We start from the raw sequence: 17,183 nt of genomic DNA, 5'->3' as shown, positions 1-17,183 counted from the left end.
CTTCTGAAAGAAAAGGTAAAGGCCATCTAAAAGAATCATAAGGGTTTAAGGAGGCAGCATCTTGGAGACTTATATGCTGGCGGAACTTACTATTGCGCGCAATGGCGCATCAACCAGACTCGTATTTACCTCCGCACAGCTTGTTATTGTCACGGAAGCCGGATTCCGGCTGTGGTATATTGATCTCGATGGCATAACCCAAACCTCTCTACTGCGCGAATTTGAGCAGAGTGAGGATATTCGTGTGGATTTAAGCGGCGTCACCCTGGGAGGGCGGGCCTTCGAGGCCGTCGGATATCTTCATCCCAATACGAAGCATCATGCGGCGGCCATTCGCGGTGACGGCGTACTTCCCGGTTTTTGACAGCAGCGCCGCCGCCTGAACTGATTTTCCCCTTACATCATCGACAGTCTTCTCATTCATATCCTAAAACCCCGGAGGAATCTTATGAATCACAATGAAATAAAAATATTTGCCGGCAGTTCAGGACAAGCCTTTGCCCAAAAAATGTGCCGCTATATGGGGGTGGAGCTTGGCCATTCCGAAGCGCTGACCTTCTCCGACGGCAACACGTTTGTCCGAATTGGTGAAACCGTCAGGGATAAGGATGTCTATCTGGTGCAATCCATCGGTGTAAAGCCCAATGACGAATTTGTGGAAATTTTGTTCTGGATCGATGCGTTCAAACGCGCCAGCGCCAATTCCGTGACGGTGATCATGCCCTATTTCAGCTATGCCAAAGGCGACAAGAAGGATGAGCCGAGGGTCTCGATAAGAGCAAGAGTATGCGCGGAATCCATAGAGCTTGCGGGGGCCGACCGGGTGGTGGCCATGGATCTGCACAGCCACCAGATTCAGGGCTTTTTCAAAAAGCCGGTGGATCATCTGTTTGCCCTGCCGGTTCTGTGCGAAGCTGTAAAGCAGATGAAGCTGCAGGATATGGTCGTTGTCTCTCCCGATGCCGGCTTTGCCAAGCAGGCCAGGAAATTTGCCAATAATCTTGGCACTTCGATCGCAATCGGCGACAAGACGAGACATGATCATAACGAAGCAGCCGAAATGATGGAGATTATCGGGGATGTTCAAGGCAAGACCGCTTTGATCGTGGACGACTTCTCCTTGTCGGGAGGCACTTTAATTGAGCTCGCCAAATGGCTGAAAATCAAGGGAGCCACCCGCATCGTCGCCTGCCTTTCCCATCTTGCCTTCACCGAGGCGGCTGTCCGCAAGCTGGAAGAAAGCCCGATCGAATTTGTTATCGGAACGGACTCGGTTGAGAATCCGAATCTAGCTTGCTCCAGCAAAATCAAAATTGTCTCCGTCGCGCCTCTGTTTGGCGAAGCCATTGGCCGTATTCACCGGAGCGAATCGGTCAGTCCGTTGTTTGAAAAGGTTCCCCTTACCGTCATTCCCTCATCCTTTGAATAATAAGCACCAGGAAGAAAAATAAGATGCAAGCCTCTATTTGCAGCAAAGGCCCCGCCGGCATGAATCACTAAACCGGCGGGGCTTTTGCTGTCGGAGGAAATTATCCTGCAATTCCCTTGAAAAACAAATCGAAGGTGAGCGCCATCTGCTCGTCAATCGGCTCATCGTCATCGGACATGGACCACATGACCAGTGTTCCAAAATACGTCTGCAGCGCAAGCTGCCCCATCATTGCGGCAGGCATATCCTGGCGCAGCTCCCCGCTTTCCTGACCGAGAACAATCGTAGGAACAATGACCTCAAGCATCTCCTCCACCATGCAGTTGTGCTTGACCAGCGCGGCTCCTCCCGCCAAATCCGCTTGAAACATCGCCCTCGTCAACGATTTATTAAGGGGGAATTGCTGGACCATCTGAAAGATCAGCATTCTCAGGCGCGGTATAAGCGGACCTGGCTTCGCTTTCAGCTTCGCGATTTCCGTCATGACGAATACACCCTGCAGCTCATGTATAAGATCCTCCTTGGAGGCAAAATAATTGAAGAACGTACCCTTGGCGACACCTGCGAGCCTGGCAACCTGTTCTATGGTCGTATGTTCGTAGCCCTGCTCGGAAAACAGCGAATATGCAGCATCCTGTATCCGTATTCGCGTTTGTTCCTTTTTTAGTTCCCGATTCATGTCAGCTGGTTCTCCTCGCTTCGTGTTCTGGATAGCAACATGCTAGCCTTAGTTTACCATACTTGCCCTGACAGCGTAAACATTTATGACCAACGGTTCATTTATCCGTCCTTTTTCCTAAAATCTATTATGAATAATAAAGACAAACCCTATTATTTTCAAAGAAATTTCACGAAATAAAATTATGACCGTAAGTACAATATTATTGATTTTATTTTTAATACCAGCTATAACTATTCATATGGATAGTGAATCAGTGAATAAGACTGAATGTGAGACAGATGGGGAGGAACTAAAATGACAGAACGCTTTGTCCGCAGTCTGGCCCGTGCGAAGTGGATCGTATTGATCGCTTGGCTGGTCATAACGGTGGCCGCTATGCTCGGACTGCCAGACCTGCAGTCGATCGTGCGCAAGACCGAACAGAAATTCATACCGGCGGATTCCGAATCGGTAGTGGCCAAACAAATGCTGGAACAGATTGCTCCGGAATCTACGACGAAGTCCAGTGCCATTGTCGTTTATTCACGGGAAACGGGCCTGACCAAGGACGACCAGGCCTGGATCGAGAAGAAAGCCGCCGAGCTTCGCGAATTAAGCGGGAAGGAAGGGTTCAAGTCGGTTCAGTCGGCTTACGATACCCCTGAGCTCGCCACTAAATTCCGCAGCAAAGACGGAACCACAGAGATGTTTATTGTCGGCTTCGACCGGGTCGAGAACGATACCATCACTCAGGAAGCCGTAGACAAGCTGAACGGGAAAGTGCAGGGCTCGCCTGCCGGAAGCCAGGTTTCTCTCACAGGCAGCGCTCCTATCGCCAAGGACTTTCAGAAAAGCTCGGAGGAAGGCTTGAAGAAGACGGAGCTTCTTACCGTAGGACTGGTGCTCATTATCCTGTTCATCGTCTTCCGCTCGCCCGTGACCCCATTCATTCCGCTGCTGACCATCGGCATGTCCCTTGTGATCACACGCGGCCTGGTGGCACTGGCAACCGATTACGGAATGCCTGTCTCCTCTTTCACAGAATCCTTCCTTATTGCTGTGCTTTTTGGTGCCGGAACGGATTATTGCATCCTTCTCATTCAGCGGTTCCGCGAGGAGCTCAGCCACGACGGGGATAAAGTCGAAGCGCTTGTGCGCACCATGAAGACCGTTGGCAGGACGGTGGCTTTCTCCGCCAGTACGGTATTCGTCGCCTTCTTCCTGATCGGCTTCGCCCAGTTCGGGCTGTATCAGTCCGCAGTGGGCGTATCCATCGGGGTAGCCGTGACACTGATCGCGGGCCTCACTTTGACCCCCGCACTGCTGATGATCTTCGGCAGCGCCACGTTCTGGCCATCGAAAGTAAAGAGCGGTCAGGGGCATGGCGAATCCAGGCTATGGACTGCAATGGCATCCCTTGCCGCGCGGAGGCCGGTAGCCGTACTGCTCGTCACAGTTATTGTGCTTGCGCCGGTTACGCTGTTGTTCGAGGGCAAACGCTCCTTCGACGATATCGCCGAAATCGACCCCAGCCACAGCTCGGTGCAGGGCTTCCGCCAGGTTGAGCACGCATTCGGCTCCGGAGAGGTATTCCCGGTATCGATCGTGCTTACCTCTTCCGGCTCCATGCGGACGCCGGAAGCGCTGGCTGCGATTGAAACCGCGAGTGCCGGCCTATCTCAGCTGGAGGGTGTTCAAGAGGTGCGAAGCGCCATCCGGCCGCTCGGCGAGCAGCTCGCCGACTTAACCGTACCCAATCAGCTGACCCAGGCTGCAGAAGCACTGGATGATATGAAGAACGGGGTCGATAAGATTGCGGATGGCTTAACGAGCGCAAGCGGCTCCATTACAAACGGCCAGGGCGATATCGGCAAGCTGGCGAGCGGACTTCGCACGATGGCGGCCCAGACAACCAAAGCCAAGGAAGGGTTGGACCAAATCTATGGCGGCTTGAGGGATACAGCCAAGGGCTCCGATCAGATGGCTGGAGGGTTATCGCAGAGCGCCAAGCTTGCCGATTCCATGAGCGGGGATCTTCAAAAGCTGCTTAAAGCGCATCCCGAGCTTGCAGAGGATGCCAATGTGAAGGCGCTGCTCGGCAAGCAGCAGGGATTGAGCGGAGGCTTGAAGGATTTGACCAAGGGAGCCTCAGCCATCCAGCAGGGCTTCAGCCAATTGAATCCCGGTGTCGCAGGCGTCTCCGGCGGACTTGGGCAGCTGGCAGAGGGACAATCGCAGGCGGCCGATGGCGCCGCCAGGCTGAAGGGCGGTTTAAGCGAGCTGACAACCGGTCTAAATGACGGCGCCAAGGGACTTTCCGACATCTCAGCGGGATTGACGCAGGTCAAGGATGCCCAGACGATGATCAGCGGCAGCCAGATTCCCGGCTGGAATTTGCCCAAGGAAGCGCTGGACAGTCCCGAGCTTCAGCAGTCGCTCGATTATTACATGTCCGAAGACGGCAGGACGACAAAGGTGGACGTGATCCTATCGGTTAATCCTTACTCGGAGGAAGCGCTTGTTACCGTGGACAGTCTGCGTGATACCATGCGGCAGAGTCTGGCTAAGAGCGCCATCGCCGACCCGCAAATACGGGTAAGCGGCACCTCTGCGCAGATCGAGGAGCTGAAGGGCATTTCGCAAAATGATTTCACGCGTACAGGAACGCTTGTCCTGCTCGGTATTTTCATCCTGCTGATGATTCTGCTCCGCTCCTTCCTTGCACCGCTTTATGTGCTGCTTTCGCTGGGCTTCAACTATTTCGTCACGATGGGCATCGTTGAATTCATCTTTGTCCGGCTGCTTGGGCAGACGGGCCTGTCCTGGAGCGCTTCGTTCTTTATCTTCCTCATCATCGTTGCGCTCGGGGTCGATTACAGCATCTTCCTGATGGCGCGCTTCAAGGAAGAATACCGCCCTGGCGGAATAGCTTACGCGGTGTCCCGGGCCATGTCCACGACCGGGGGCGTCATTATTTCCGCAGCGGTCATTATGGGCGGCACCTTCGCCGCGCTGATGCTCTCCGGCGTGAATACGCTGCTGCAGATCGGGGCAGGCATCGTGATCGGTCTGGTGCTTTATTCCACGGTCTTCATGGGACTTGTGGTGCCCGCTCTGGCCAATCTCGTCGGCGAAGCCAACTGGTGGCCGTTCAATAGACGGCGCCGCGAATCCGCACCGGCCGTATCCGGTGACGCAGCCAAAGCGCACAGCGTTCGCACGGAATAATCCTGCAGGAATGAAGAACCGGCTGTCGCCGACCCTCTGCGGGCGCAGAAGCTTTCTTCCCTCAGAAAAAGCAGCAGACTAAAGCGGATTTATTTCAAATTTAAGAAGAAGCTAACTTCGCCGTTCTATGGCTGCAAAGTTAGTTTCTTCCTCAAAAGTATCAGATAAGGGTAAGAGATCTAATGTATTTTCTGATATTTAAAAAAGCCTTGGCTCCAACCCTTTATGAGGGATGAGCCAAGGCTTTTGCGTCTGGTTAAGGTGAAGAGGTTATTATTTGGTTGCAGCTGTCACAGTGAAAGCAAGCAGCTCCGAGAGTTCAATCCGCTGGATCATTTCCAGCACCGCTCGCGTCTCTTCCTGCTCCCTGCCGCGCTCCTGGGCTGCGATGGCATCGGTCAGCACCTGTGCCCGCCAGATCTGCGCGTCCCTGATTGCCAGCAATGCCTCACGCACGGCTCCTTGCGGCAGCTTCTCCAGATCAACGTCGGTCCGCAAATAATCGCTTACCCTGACCTGTATATTCGCCTGCGACAAATGTGCCCCTGCGCGGTGAAACCAATAGTTGGCATTCGAATAATCGCCTTCCATCCGGTGCATGATGCCATGCCAGTAGCTGCCCGTACTGTCATCTTCTATTTCCTGCGAATAGGAATGCGACTCGTCCAAACTGTCATTGCACAAATGAAGGCCCGCCTTCAGCGCAATCATCGCCTTGTCCACGGCCGCATGGGCCGTCGGGGTGGTGAAATTCAGGCTCTCGATCTCAGCGCTCAGCGCCGGGTCCCACACCGATGCGGGGGAAAGCTTTTGCGGCTCCTGACGCGACTGAATACGATCGGTAATGCGCTTCAATTGTTCATGATTGGACATAAATAATCGCTCCTCTTTATTGAATGATAATCGCGTACACGCTGCCCGGCCCGTGTATGCCAATGGTCAAATCGTTCTCGATATCGGCGCTCCGGCTTGGTCCCGTGATCAGATTCAGGGAAGATGGCATCGCCGCCGCATCCGGATGAAGCGCACGGAAGAGCTGGAACGTGTCTCCCATGCGGGTCACAATCTGGTCTGCCCGGAAGACCGCGAACAGTACCTCTGTCAGCAGGCTGACCGAACGGCCTTTGCCGCCTTCGCTGAACAAGGCGAGCGTGCCGGTATTGGCGATCACGCTGTCCGGCCAGACAATCCCGAGGCGGCTTTGTTCGGCTGCCTGCAGCAGCCCGCTGCGTTTTGCCCAGTTGCCGTCGGGCCCGGTCGGCAGGTCGCGCGGCTTCACATCAGCTTCACCGCCTTCGCGCCAGATCAGGGATTCAATGCCCCCTCCGCGCAGCGTCTCATCCAGTCCAAGGGCATTCAGGCCGTCATGATTCCAGCGCACGGCGCGGGTAATATCATGATCCTGGCAAACCTGCAGCAAATACTGGCCGATGGTATGCGGCGCATCCGCTTCGTCTACGAGCAGAACCTTGCCGCTCAGCGCCGTCCAGTTGGCGATAAAAGCATCCAGGCGCTCTTCCCCCGTCAGCTCGACTGCCCGATAGTGATCGGGCACGCCGCGGATCGGCTTCGCAGGCGGCGTACTCATCGGGCTCTTGCGCCCGAGATTATTGGCGATCCGCTTCATAAACTCTTCTTTACCATGCATTATACCATTAGTTGGCGCCATGGCTACCGCCTCCTTTGCGGTTTTTCTGCTGAATCGCTTCAGCTCTTGCTTGGGCTCCGGCAGCATCCGCCTTCACCGGCGCTTTGCCGCTTTGCGAGTCAGCCTTGGCTTTGGCGGCAAGCTCAGCCTGCAGCGCGGCCCATTTGTCGCGGAATTTCTGCTTGGGCAGCATCGGCATGAAGCGTGACTGGGTCCAGCCAGACAACGGCGGCGGCCCGCTCTTGATGAAGCCATTGCGGACAAGCGGCTTCTGTAGATAATAGCCGGCTTTGGTCGCCAGCTTGAAAAGCGTGACATTGCCGAACATCGTTTCGTATGCTTTGAAGGCCACCCGCTCCGGCAGTCCGGTCAGCTTCATCTTCACCTTGCGGTGACGGAGGTGCACCAGCATGTCATGCAGTGGAATCTTCACCGGGCATGCTTCGTAACAAGCGCCGCAAAGGCTTGATGCATAGGCGAGAGTTCCCGCTTCCTTCATATCCTGCTGCAGGAGCGGCGTCAGAACGGCGCCGATCGGGCCGCTGTAAACGGACCCGTACGTATGTCCGCCGACGTTGCGGTAGACCGGGCATACATTCAGGCAGGCTGCGCAGCGGATGCAGTTCAGCACATCCTGGAAGATGGGATCGCCCAGCTGGCCCGAGCGGCCGTTGTCCAGAATAATAACATGCAGCTCCTCAGGACCGTCCAGATCATGCGGTCCTTTCTTGCCTGTCAGAATCGACGTATATGCGGTCAGCTTCTGCCCGGTCGCACTACGCGCCAGCAGATTGAGCACCACCTCGAGATCCTCGAAGTTCGGCACCAGACGCTCCATCCCCATCACCACGACATGCACCTTCGGGATTGTCGTAACCATCCGTCCGTTCCCCTCATTGGAAACAAGTGAGATCGAGCCTGTCTCCGCTACACCGAAGTTGCAGCCTGTCAGGCCAATATCCGCCTCGAGGAAATAATTGCGCAGCTTCTTCTTGGCATATTGGGCCAAAATCTTCGTTTCCGGCTCGAAGGGACGTCCGGAATCCGCCTCGAACAGATTGGCAATCTGCTGCTTGTTCTTATGAATGGCGGGAATAATCAGATGGGAAGGCGTTTCCTTCGCCAGCTGCAATATATATTCGCCAAGATCCGTCTCAATCGCTTCGATGCCTTCATCCTCAAGAGCGTGATTCAAATGCATTTCTTCCGATACCATCGATTTCCCTTTGGCAACGAGCTTGGCATTACGGCTCTTGGCAATATCCATGAAGGTGCTGACAGCCTCATCGCCGGTCTTGCAGAAATACACGTTGCCGCCGTTCTTCACGACATTGTCGGAGAACTGGCCCAGATAATAATCCAGGTGCGAAATCGTATGCTCGCGGATAGCGCGTCCGCGTTCCCTCCATGCTTCCCAATCTCCTAATACATCAGCGGCGCCCAGCCGTCCGTTGCGAAGCTTATCGGTTGTGAAAGCCACGGCTTTGCGCAAAAAATCATCCTTGAGCGCTGCGCGTGTCCGCGTCTTCAGCTCGGACCCGATTGGCGACAGCACATGCTCATGATGCCCCTTGCCGGGGGTGGTAGGTGATTGCGGCTTCTCCCGATCCTCAGTCAATTGATCCGTTGTCCGACTCATTATGCGCGTCTCCCTTCGTCCAGCAGCTGCGCCAGATGCATGACCCGCACAGGCTTGCCTTCCTTGTTCAGCCGGCCTCCGATGTTCATCAGGCAGCCCATATCCGTACCCACCAGCACCTCTGCGCCGGTCTGGGATACGCAGGCGGCTTTATCGCACACCATCGCCTCCGACATGTCGGCCATCTTGACCGCGAAGGTACCGCCGAACCCGCAGCAATCCTGCTTGCGCGGAAGCTCCGTGAAGGCGATATCCTTAACGGCGCCGATAAGCTGAAGCGGTTCCTCGCTTACGCCGAGCAATCGCATGGCATGACAGGACGGGTGGTAAGTGACCGTATGCGGGAATGAAGCGCCGACATCGGTTACGCCCAGCACGCTGACAAGGAACTGCGAGAATTCATAGGTCTTCTCCACGAGAGCAGCCGCCTTCGCCTTCCACTCCGGTTCGTTCTCGAACAGGTACGGATAATAATGATGCACCATTCCCGTGCAGGAGCCGGACGGCGAAACCACGTAGTCGCTGTGCTCGAATGCCCGGATCAAGCCTCGCGCGACCTCGCGCGCTTCGTCCTGATAACCGCTGTTGAAGGCCGGCTGGCCGCAGCACAGCTGGGCTTCGGGAAAATCAACCTCGCAGCCGTAATCGCTGAGCACACGAACGACGCTTTCCCCCACTTCCGGGTATAGCGTGTCGGCAAGACAGGTTATGAATAAGGATACTTTCATCTGAAGACGAGTCCCCTCTCGTTGTATGCGTTTTATTTTCTAATATCAGCTTATCAGACATGTGGATAAAAATAAAGGAAAAATTATTAAGCCCGTTAACCTCTTTGAGCTTCCCAATTGCCTTCATCCTTGATCATCTGCCGGATCTTCTCCCAGATAGGCGCGAAGCACCCGCTCGACATGGGTAAGATGCGTGCGCATCCCTTTCTCCGCTCCTGCCGGATCGCGATCCTCCATGGCCTTGTAGATGGCCTCGTGCTCCTCCCAGAGCTGAACGGAGACCTGTCTGCTGCCATAGATCTGAATCCGCCGCGCTTCACGGATGGCCGCTTCCATCTGCGAGGATATCGTATCCAGCAGCCGCATCATAATCGAATTATGCGTTGCTTTGGCCAGCAGCCGGTGAAATTCGATATCGGCGGCTTCCCCTGATGCTTCGTCGCCCAGATGCTCCTGCATCGATTGCAGCAGCTGCCGGAATGCGGCGAGATCCTCATCCGTCCGGCGGTTAGCGGCAATTGACGCATTGGCCGCTTCCAGGGCAATACGGGCCTCCATCAGCTCGAAGATCGCTTCCCTGCTCAGCAGCAGCGAATCAAAGCTTGGCATCTTGATATCGGCCGATTCCACTGTCCGTACGTAACAGCCCTCACCCTGCCGGATATCAATGAGCCCCATCGCCCTGAGGGCGCTAAGCGCTTCCCGCATCGTCGAGCGCCCCACCTGGAATTGCTCCGACAGCTCCTTCGTGGAAGGGAGCTTCTCTCCGCTCTTCCATCCGCCCTCCAGAATAAACTGCTTTAATTGATCGGCGATCTGCTCATAGATCTTACGGGTGGATATTTTGGCGAATGACATTTTACTCCCCCTGTCCATCAATTTATAGACCGCCCATTACAGCAAAAGGCTGCCCCGTCGAACAGAGCTGCCACATACGCTCTATTCGGACAGGACAGCCCTCGCTGGTCTTGATTGCTTCCGGGACGTCGGGAATCTGCTTATTTGCTGTGCAGAACTTCCGGCGTCGTCAGCTTGTCGTAGAAATCTACGGCGTTGTCTTTGTCGGTCGAATCCCGCAGAGCCATTGCCGAGCGCGGATGCTCATCCAGCATGCCGGTAATCATGTAAGGAATAATATAACCCCACTCTTCCTTCTCGCGAAGCGGGATCATATATTTCTCGATCATATCCAGTACCGGACGCACATTGTATTTAACGTTTTTCAAGTGGGCAACCAGCAGCTCTGTCGGGCAGTTGCCCGCCGCGCGGCCCATTCCGTAGACGGATGCGTCAAGCAGCTCGACGCCCTTCTCGGCGGAGATCAGCGTGTTCGCGAAGGCCAGCTGCATATTGTTATGCGTATGCACGCCAAGGCGTTTGCTTGGCACATGCTTTTGAAATTTCTCAATCAGGTAACTGAAATCATTCGGATCCAGGCTGCCGTAGGAATCAACCACGTAAACCACGTCTACTACGCTGGCTTCAATCAGCTCGAAAGCTTCGAGCAGCTGGTTCTCCATAACATTGGAAAGGGCCATAATGTTAATCGTTGTCTCATAGCCGCGTTCATGGAACACATTCACCAGTTCAAGCGCCTTTTCTACATCCTGGATGTAGCAGGCGACGCGGATCAAATCAAGCATGCTTTGCTCGCGCGGCAAAATATCGTTCTCGTCCACGCGGCCGATATCGACAAGCGCCGACAGCTTCGTGTTCAGCTTCTGAGGAATAACCTTATGCAGGAATTCGTCGTCCAGAAAACGCCAAGGTCCCGCAGATTCCGCGCCTTTCAGCAGCTTGGGCGAGTTTTTGTAGCCAACTTCCATATAATCAACGCCCGCTTCATTCAAGCTATTATACAGATGCTGAACGAATTCGACACTGAAATCCCAGTTATTAACGAGTCCGCCGTCGCGAATGGTACAGTCGACGATTTTGCAATGATTTGTTTTAGCATTCATATACATATGTGGCTCCTTTAGCGTAGCTTGTCTTTTCTATTCATGATACTTGAAAATGATCATGAACGCAAAGCCAAATTGTCCAAAATAACCGGCTGTCAGGATTCCTTTTCGCGGGAAACGCTGTCGCCCATTTGTCATGATAACATGGCGGGTGCCGCTCCATTTCTCGTAAAAAAGCTGTTTGTCGCCCCTGAACATTTTCAGCAGGACATGGATCGCCAGCGCAATATCAACTACAACGGCAGCCCCTATATACAGAAGCGTCGGAAGCCAGCCCCGGTCCGTTATGGCACCGCTGATGATAACCGCATTCATACCGCCAAGCAGCGCGTACAGCAGACCGTAGCGGACAAGCAATTCACTCAGCCTAGGCCTGCCTCCTCTGCCTTGAAGCCGTATCCGGACCATCCATTTGCCAATTGTCCGTCCTCCTGTAAGGAAAGGCATCATTATATAGTAAGCAAGCAGAAGTAAAATTGTGACCGCAGGCTTCCCGCTGTGCAGAGATGCAAGCAGAAACGGGAGCAAGACAATCCCGTCCAGCTGGAGCGCCACCCATCGATGGATATAGCCCACCTGCTTGGCCGCCAAATCGATATTTTCGTCCAATCGGGACAGATCCGGGAGAAATCTTGTCAATAACGGGGCAATGCTGTAGCCGAGCATGCCGCCGGCCGTATTCAGCATCAAGTCATCCACATCAAATAGACGGTAAGGACAATCATAGATGCCATATAAGCCCGTAACCTGGGTAATCTCGAAAAAAAGCGACAGCGTAAAAGAAAGAATCAGCGCAGCAGCGGCTTGACGGCGAAAATAATACCGCAGAAACAGTCCAAATGGAACAAGCAGCACAATATTCAAAGCCGCCTCCAAAAAGGCCCGCTCCGTAACCAGCCTCCAATAGGTCAGCGGCATCCCGGCTGCAGCCTGCGTCTCCCTCAGCATGTCCCGGATGAATTGAAAAGGAACGAACGACGCTGCCGGACCTGCTGCTCCGGAGCAGATATGCCGGTTTGCCGGAAGCGGCAAAATAACCAGGTACAACGCGGTCAGCATGTACAAAAGCAGCAGGTAAAGGACAACCAGACGGATTTTATTAATATAGCCGTATCTCCTGTATTGCACAATCAGAAAAGGCAGTGTAAAGAAGAATGCCAGTACAGGGAAGCTGATCAGCGCATATCGAACAGGCAGTAAATAATTGTCAAGCGCGAAATGGATGGTGGCTCACCTCCTTGCATCGGAGCGGCTTTATCCGCTATGCACCTATGATACTACGATGCGCAAATCCGGCGAATTGATTCTTCTTACAATCAAGCCGCGAAGCTTGCAGGAATGTAAGAAACCTGCACATGCCGCTGCGTGCATTGTTCCAATAAAGCAAGCATCCTGTCTGAAGCTGCAGAATAAGAAGAACCGTCTGACGCCGTACTCTGGAGGCAAAGTTAGCTTCTTCCTCAAAACGATCAGAAATCTACTTTCTGAATTATCTCGAAAAAGGCAGAGCCTTAAAGAAGCGCTCTGCCTTCATTAATCAACCGGTTCATGATCAAATCATATCTTCAGCGCGGACGACCTCGTCAAACTTCTCGGCGGTGATCAGACCGCTGCGGACAGCGGCTTCCCGCAGGGTAAGCCCATCTTTGTGCGCAGACTTGGCGATGGTCGCCGCATTCTCATAACCGATATGCGGGTTAAGGGCTGTGACCAGCATAAGCGATTTGTTCAGATTGTTGGCGATGGCGTCGCGGTTGGCCTCGATTCCCACAGCGCAGTGCTCATCGAAGGAACGGATCGCGTCTGCGAGCAGCCGTGCGGACTGCAGGAAGTTGTGGATAATAACAGGCTTGAACACGTTGAGCTCGAAATTGCCCTGGCTGGCGGCAAAGCCGATCGCCGCGTCATTGCCCATGACCTGGCATACCACCATGGTCAAGGCTTCGGCCTGGGTAGGGTTGACTTTACCCGGCATGATCGAGCTGCCCGGCTCATTCTCGGGAATGCTGATTTCGCCGATTCCGCAGCGGGGACCGCTTGCGAGCCAGCGCACGTCATTGGCGATCTTCATCAGATCCGCGGCCAGCGCCTTGAATGCGCCATGCACAAATACCAGCTCGTCATGGCTGGTCAGGGCATGGAATTTGTTCGGAGCGCTCTTGAATTTCTTGCCGGTGAGACGGCTGAGTTCCAGAGCGGCAAGCTCCCCGAACCGCGGGTCCGCATTCAAGCCGGTGCCAACCGCAGTTCCGCCAATCGCCAGCTCGCGAAGCTCCTCGCTGCTGGTTCTGACATTGCGTTCCCCCTTCTCCAGCATCCGCACCCAACCGCTTATTTCCTGGCCAAGCGTCAGCGGCGTCGCGTCCTGCAGATGGGTCCGCCCGATTTTGATCACGTCGGCGAACGCCTCGCTTTTGGCTTGGAGGGTTGCCTTGAGCCGGGCAATGGCGGGAAGCACGGTATCTTCCACCGTAATCAGCGCCGCAAGATGCATGGCCGTCGGAAAAGTGTCGTTGGAGCTCTGAGAACGGTTCACATCGTCATTAGGATGAATCTTCACATCGCCAGCGGCATCCTGCTGTGCCAGGAGCTGCCCGGCCCGGCGCGCAATCACCTCATTGACGTTCATGTTCGACTGTGTGCCGCTGCCGGTCTGCCAGACCGCCAGAGGAAATTCCCCATTCCATTTGCCGGCAATAATTTCGTCAGCGGCATCCGATATGGCCAAGGCCTTCGCTGCATCCAGCTTGCCAAGCTCCTTGTTTACGAGCGCGGCTCCTTTCTTCAAATAGGCAAAAGCGTTTATCAGCTCAACGGGCATTTTCTCCGTACCGATCTTGAAATTATTCAGGCTGCGCTCTGTTTGCGCTCCCCATAAACGGTCCGCGGGAACCTGAATCTCGCCCATCGAATCCTTTTCCGTTCTGAATTCCATTCTCGTCACCTTCTTTTTAATTTGTACATGTCCATAATCATTTTACCTTAAAGCTGCCCGATAATCGATTTTTGCCGGACTTGCCTGTTTATCGCCGAGCAAAAAGGGCTAAATAAAGAGACAACCCTAGACCGGAAGGAGGAACCCTTATGCCTTGGACCAAAGAGGATTACCCCGATTCCCTGAAAAACTTCATGGCTCCCGTACGGGAGAAAGCGATCGAGATCGCCAATGCCCTGCTGAAGGACGGTTATGAAGAGGGCCGGGCGATTTCCATCGCCACCGCGCAGGCGAAGGAGTGGGCGGAGGACCATGACAAGCAGGTGCGGAAAAAAGGACATTAGCCGCCCCTCCTGCATGCCGTTTCGCTTATTGGGCGATTCCTGTTCGAATGAATGTCTTCGAAAATTTAACTGCTGTCTCAAAGATAAAGGGTGTCCTCCGGCATTTCGGAGGACACCCTTTTGGCTGACCGGCGGGAGAGAGACCCGCAGCTCTCCGGCCTCTTAAGCTGTAAGCCGGAGACTCAGCGGTTCATCCAGCCGCCGTCCACGCACATCACATGGCCGTTCATATAGTCCGATGCGGCAGAAGCAAGCAGCACAACCGGCCCCTTCAGATCCTCGGCGCGGCCCCATCGACCAGCAGGGATACGCTCCAGAATCTGTCTGCTGCGGTCAGGGTCCTGGCGCAGCTGCTCCGTGTTGTCCGTGGCGATATAGCCAGGGGCAATGGCATTTACCTGCACGCCTTTGGAGGCCCATTCATTGGCTAAGGCCTTCGTCACACCCGCGACGGCGTGCTTGCTGGCTGTATAGCCCGGCACATTGATTCCTCCCTGGAACGAGAGCATGGAGGCGATGTTAATGATCTTTCCCGAACCCTGCCGGATCATTTCCCTTCCGGCCAGCTGGCTGAGGAAGAAAACCGCGTTCAAATTCACATTGATGACATCATGCCAATCGGCAGCCGCATGATCGGCAGCCGGCGTGCGCCGGATAATGCCGGAGTTGTTGACCAGAATATCGATTTTGCCGAAGGCGTCCAACGTTTGGCTTATGACGTCAGGCAGCCTGCTTTCGTCCGACAGATCCGCCTTGATGACAACGGATTTCCGGTTCAATGCCGCAATTTCCTGTACAATATCGGCCGGATTGGTCTGATTGGTTACAAGCGCCACATCGGCCCCGGCTTCCGCCAGCGCCAGTGCAATGGCTTTGCCAATTCCCCGGGATGCGCCGGTGACGATAGCGGATTTGCCGGTCAAGTCAAATAATGTACTCATTCATCCCCACTCCTGTCTGCCTGCTCAATATTTATCTGCAGAGCCTGATATTTGCCCATTATGGAGCTATCCAACCCATCATCCGTAATAATCCGTTCCACTTCCGTCAGGGCGGCGAAGGTGAACAGCGCCCCCTTGTCGAATTTGCTGTGGTCGGCAACGCAGATCACCCGCTTGGAAGCCTCGATGAACATCCGCTTGATCGGCGCCAGCTCCGGCGTAAACACACTGAAGCCGTATTCCTCATGAATCCCAGTCGTGGACAGGAAAAATTTATGAATATTCATCTTGCTCACCCACTCCAGCGATTCCGGATGCAGCAGCAGATTATGCTGCCGGTATCCCCCAGGAACGACAAGCCTGATCTGGTCGCGCAGCGCGAGCTCGCGGATAATCATGACATCGTTCGTAACGACCGTGAGCGGCTTGTTCTCAAGCCGCCTGGCCATCGCCAGCGTCGTGCTGCCGCCATCCAGAGCGATGATGCCGCCTGGCTCGATCTGCTTCAGCGCGGCAGCCGCAATGGCTTCCTTGGCCTTCTCCAGCTTGTTGTTCGGATATACCAGCGGATAGATGTTCTCTTCGCTGGGCTCAAGCGGAACGGCGCCTCCATGCGTTCTCTTGAGCAGCCCTTTGGCTTCAAGCTTCTCCAGATCATCGCGGATCGTCTTCTCCGTGACATGCAGTGATGCGCTGAGCTCTGCAACCTTTACCGCTCCGCTTTGCTGCAGCTCGTCTATGATTTTTCGTTGTCTGGTTGCGGCCAGCATGAATTTGACGCTCCTTCCAAGTGGCTCCTACTTCAATGTATTCATCTGCACAATGTCCATATCCTTAAAGGTGTAATTCTCCCCGGTCATCGCCCAGATGAAGGAATAGTTCGAGGTGCCGGCGCCCGAATGAATCGACCAGGGTGGAGAAATAACCCCCTGCTCATTGGCAACCACAATATGACGCGTCTCTGCCGCCTGCCCCATCATGTGGAACACACGGGCATCCGCATTCAGGTCAAAATACAGATAGGCTTCCATTCTCCGGTCATGCAGATGCGCAGGCATGGTGTTCCAGATGCTGCCCGGCTTGAGAATCGTAATGCCCAGCATCAGCTGGCAGCTCTGCAGGCCGCCCTCATGAATAAATTGATAGATCGTACGCTCATTCGATGTTTCCAGTGAACCCAGATGATTGGGAGTGGCCTTGTCGATGGCCATTTTGCTTGCAGGCAGCTGATGGTGGGCATTGGCGGAGCAGAAATACAGCTTGGCCGGTTCAGCGGCATTCTCGCTTGCAAGCAGGACTTCTTTCGTCCCTTTTCCTACATAAAGAGCGTCCAGCCGGGCCAGGGAATGCTTCTCCCCATCGACGGTGATGACAGCGGGTCCGCCGAGATTAACGAAGCCCGCTTCGCGGCGCTCAAAGAAATACTCGGTCTTGAGCGTTTGCGGGGCTTCAAGCGCTAGCGGCTGCTCCGTGGGAACCGCGCCACCGATAACTAAACGGTCATAATGGGTATAAGTCATATGAATATGTCCGGATTCAAATAAGTTCTCAATGAGGAAATGCTTCCTCAGCGCTTCCGTATCATACCTTTTAACATCGTCCGGGTGTGAGGCATGGCGAATATCCATTTCCGTTTTCATTACTTATTTCCTCCTATAATGTTCGT

16 protein-coding genes are annotated in these 17,183 nt (G+C 54.4%); 4 read left to right on the top strand and 12 right to left on the bottom strand.

Annotated features, from left to right (window positions below; all coding sequences use genetic code 11):
* Window positions 1-61: 61 nt before the first annotated feature.
* A complete protein-coding gene (locus AC0YOB_RS08720; RefSeq protein ID WP_475769096.1) occupies window positions 62-364 on the top strand; it encodes a hypothetical protein in 303 nt (100 codons plus the stop codon).
* Between the two features lie 84 nt (window positions 365-448).
* Complete coding sequence (locus AC0YOB_RS08715; protein WP_475792513.1) at window positions 449-1,429, top strand: ribose-phosphate diphosphokinase; 981 nt, start codon at window positions 449-451, stop codon at window positions 1,427-1,429.
* 100 nt (window positions 1,430-1,529) lie between these two features.
* Here AC0YOB_RS08715 and AC0YOB_RS08710 read toward each other — a convergent pair whose 3' ends face one another.
* Window positions 1,530-2,108 carry a TetR/AcrR family transcriptional regulator gene (locus tag AC0YOB_RS08710; protein ID WP_475792512.1) on the bottom strand — a complete coding sequence of 193 codons (579 nt, stop codon included), beginning with the start codon at window positions 2,106-2,108 and terminating at the stop codon, window positions 1,530-1,532.
* Between the two features lie 297 nt (window positions 2,109-2,405).
* Between AC0YOB_RS08710 and AC0YOB_RS08705 the strand changes: the two genes are divergently transcribed.
* Window positions 2,406-5,318: an MMPL family transporter gene (locus AC0YOB_RS08705; protein WP_475792511.1), complete on the top strand. Its 2,913-nt coding sequence runs from the start codon at window positions 2,406-2,408 to the stop codon at window positions 5,316-5,318.
* A 273-nt stretch (window positions 5,319-5,591) separates the two neighbouring features.
* On the opposite strand, the gene AC0YOB_RS08700 is transcribed toward AC0YOB_RS08705, so the two are convergent.
* The 8 genes from AC0YOB_RS08700 to fumC form a co-directional block, all read right to left on the bottom strand.
* A complete protein-coding gene (locus tag AC0YOB_RS08700) occupies window positions 5,592-6,191 on the bottom strand; it encodes a hypothetical protein (RefSeq protein ID WP_475792510.1) in 600 nt (199 codons plus the stop codon).
* A 16-nt stretch (window positions 6,192-6,207) separates the two neighbouring features.
* Window positions 6,208-6,987, bottom strand: a complete 780-nt coding sequence (locus AC0YOB_RS08695) for a LutC/YkgG family protein (protein ID WP_475792509.1) — start codon at window positions 6,985-6,987, stop codon at window positions 6,208-6,210.
* Window positions 6,974-8,605 (bottom strand): LutB/LldF family L-lactate oxidation iron-sulfur protein, encoded by a 1,632-nt coding sequence (locus AC0YOB_RS08690; protein ID WP_475792508.1) that lies wholly within the window; start codon window positions 8,603-8,605, stop codon window positions 6,974-6,976. The genes AC0YOB_RS08695 and AC0YOB_RS08690 overlap by 14 nt, the downstream gene beginning before the upstream one ends.
* Window positions 8,605-9,333 carry a (Fe-S)-binding protein gene (locus AC0YOB_RS08685; RefSeq protein ID WP_210045556.1) on the bottom strand — a complete coding sequence of 243 codons (729 nt, stop codon included), beginning with the start codon at window positions 9,331-9,333 and terminating at the stop codon, window positions 8,605-8,607. Before AC0YOB_RS08685 ends, AC0YOB_RS08690 begins: the two co-directional genes overlap by 1 nt.
* A gap of 123 nt (window positions 9,334-9,456) precedes the next feature.
* Complete coding sequence (locus AC0YOB_RS08680; RefSeq protein WP_475792507.1) at window positions 9,457-10,191, bottom strand: FadR/GntR family transcriptional regulator; 735 nt, start codon at window positions 10,189-10,191, stop codon at window positions 9,457-9,459.
* A 140-nt stretch (window positions 10,192-10,331) separates the two neighbouring features.
* Window positions 10,332-11,294 carry an aldolase catalytic domain-containing protein gene (locus AC0YOB_RS08675; RefSeq protein ID WP_475792506.1) on the bottom strand — a complete coding sequence of 321 codons (963 nt, stop codon included), beginning with the start codon at window positions 11,292-11,294 and terminating at the stop codon, window positions 10,332-10,334.
* A 36-nt stretch (window positions 11,295-11,330) separates the two neighbouring features.
* The gene (locus AC0YOB_RS08670; RefSeq protein ID WP_475792505.1) at window positions 11,331-12,425 is read right to left on the bottom strand and encodes a VanZ family protein; all 1,095 of its coding nucleotides are present in this window, start codon (window positions 12,423-12,425) and stop codon (window positions 11,331-11,333) included.
* 424 nt (window positions 12,426-12,849) lie between these two features.
* Window positions 12,850-14,232, bottom strand: a complete 1,383-nt coding sequence (gene fumC, locus AC0YOB_RS08665) for a class II fumarate hydratase (protein ID WP_475792504.1) — start codon at window positions 14,230-14,232, stop codon at window positions 12,850-12,852.
* 149 nt (window positions 14,233-14,381) lie between these two features.
* Here fumC and AC0YOB_RS08660 point away from each other — a divergent pair, with 149 nt between their 5' ends.
* Entirely contained in the window at window positions 14,382-14,576 is a 195-nt protein-coding gene (locus AC0YOB_RS08660; protein ID WP_210045552.1) for a DUF2188 domain-containing protein, read from the top strand.
* Window positions 14,577-14,758: 182 nt separating this feature from the next.
* On the opposite strand, the gene kduD is transcribed toward AC0YOB_RS08660, so the two are convergent.
* Genes kduD through kduI form a run of 3 tightly spaced genes read right to left on the bottom strand, consistent with a single transcriptional unit; the run spans window position 14,759 to window position 17,145 of the window.
* On the bottom strand, window positions 14,759-15,517 hold the full coding sequence (gene kduD, locus AC0YOB_RS08655) for a 2-dehydro-3-deoxy-D-gluconate 5-dehydrogenase KduD (RefSeq protein WP_475792503.1): 759 nt from the start codon (window positions 15,515-15,517) through the stop codon (window positions 14,759-14,761).
* Window positions 15,514-16,287 carry a DeoR/GlpR family DNA-binding transcription regulator gene (locus AC0YOB_RS08650; RefSeq protein ID WP_475792502.1) on the bottom strand — a complete coding sequence of 258 codons (774 nt, stop codon included), beginning with the start codon at window positions 16,285-16,287 and terminating at the stop codon, window positions 15,514-15,516. Before AC0YOB_RS08650 ends, kduD begins: the two co-directional genes overlap by 4 nt.
* Window positions 16,288-16,314: 27 nt before the next feature.
* Complete coding sequence (gene kduI / locus AC0YOB_RS08645; RefSeq protein WP_475792984.1) at window positions 16,315-17,145, bottom strand: 5-dehydro-4-deoxy-D-glucuronate isomerase; 831 nt, start codon at window positions 17,143-17,145, stop codon at window positions 16,315-16,317.
* Between the last annotated feature and the right edge of the window lie 38 nt (window positions 17,146-17,183).

The organism is Paenibacillus sp. JT31N17 (assembly GCF_056269255.1).
The sequence above is the reverse complement of the archived record's forward strand: the minus strand, read 5'-3'. Positions and strand labels throughout refer to the sequence as shown.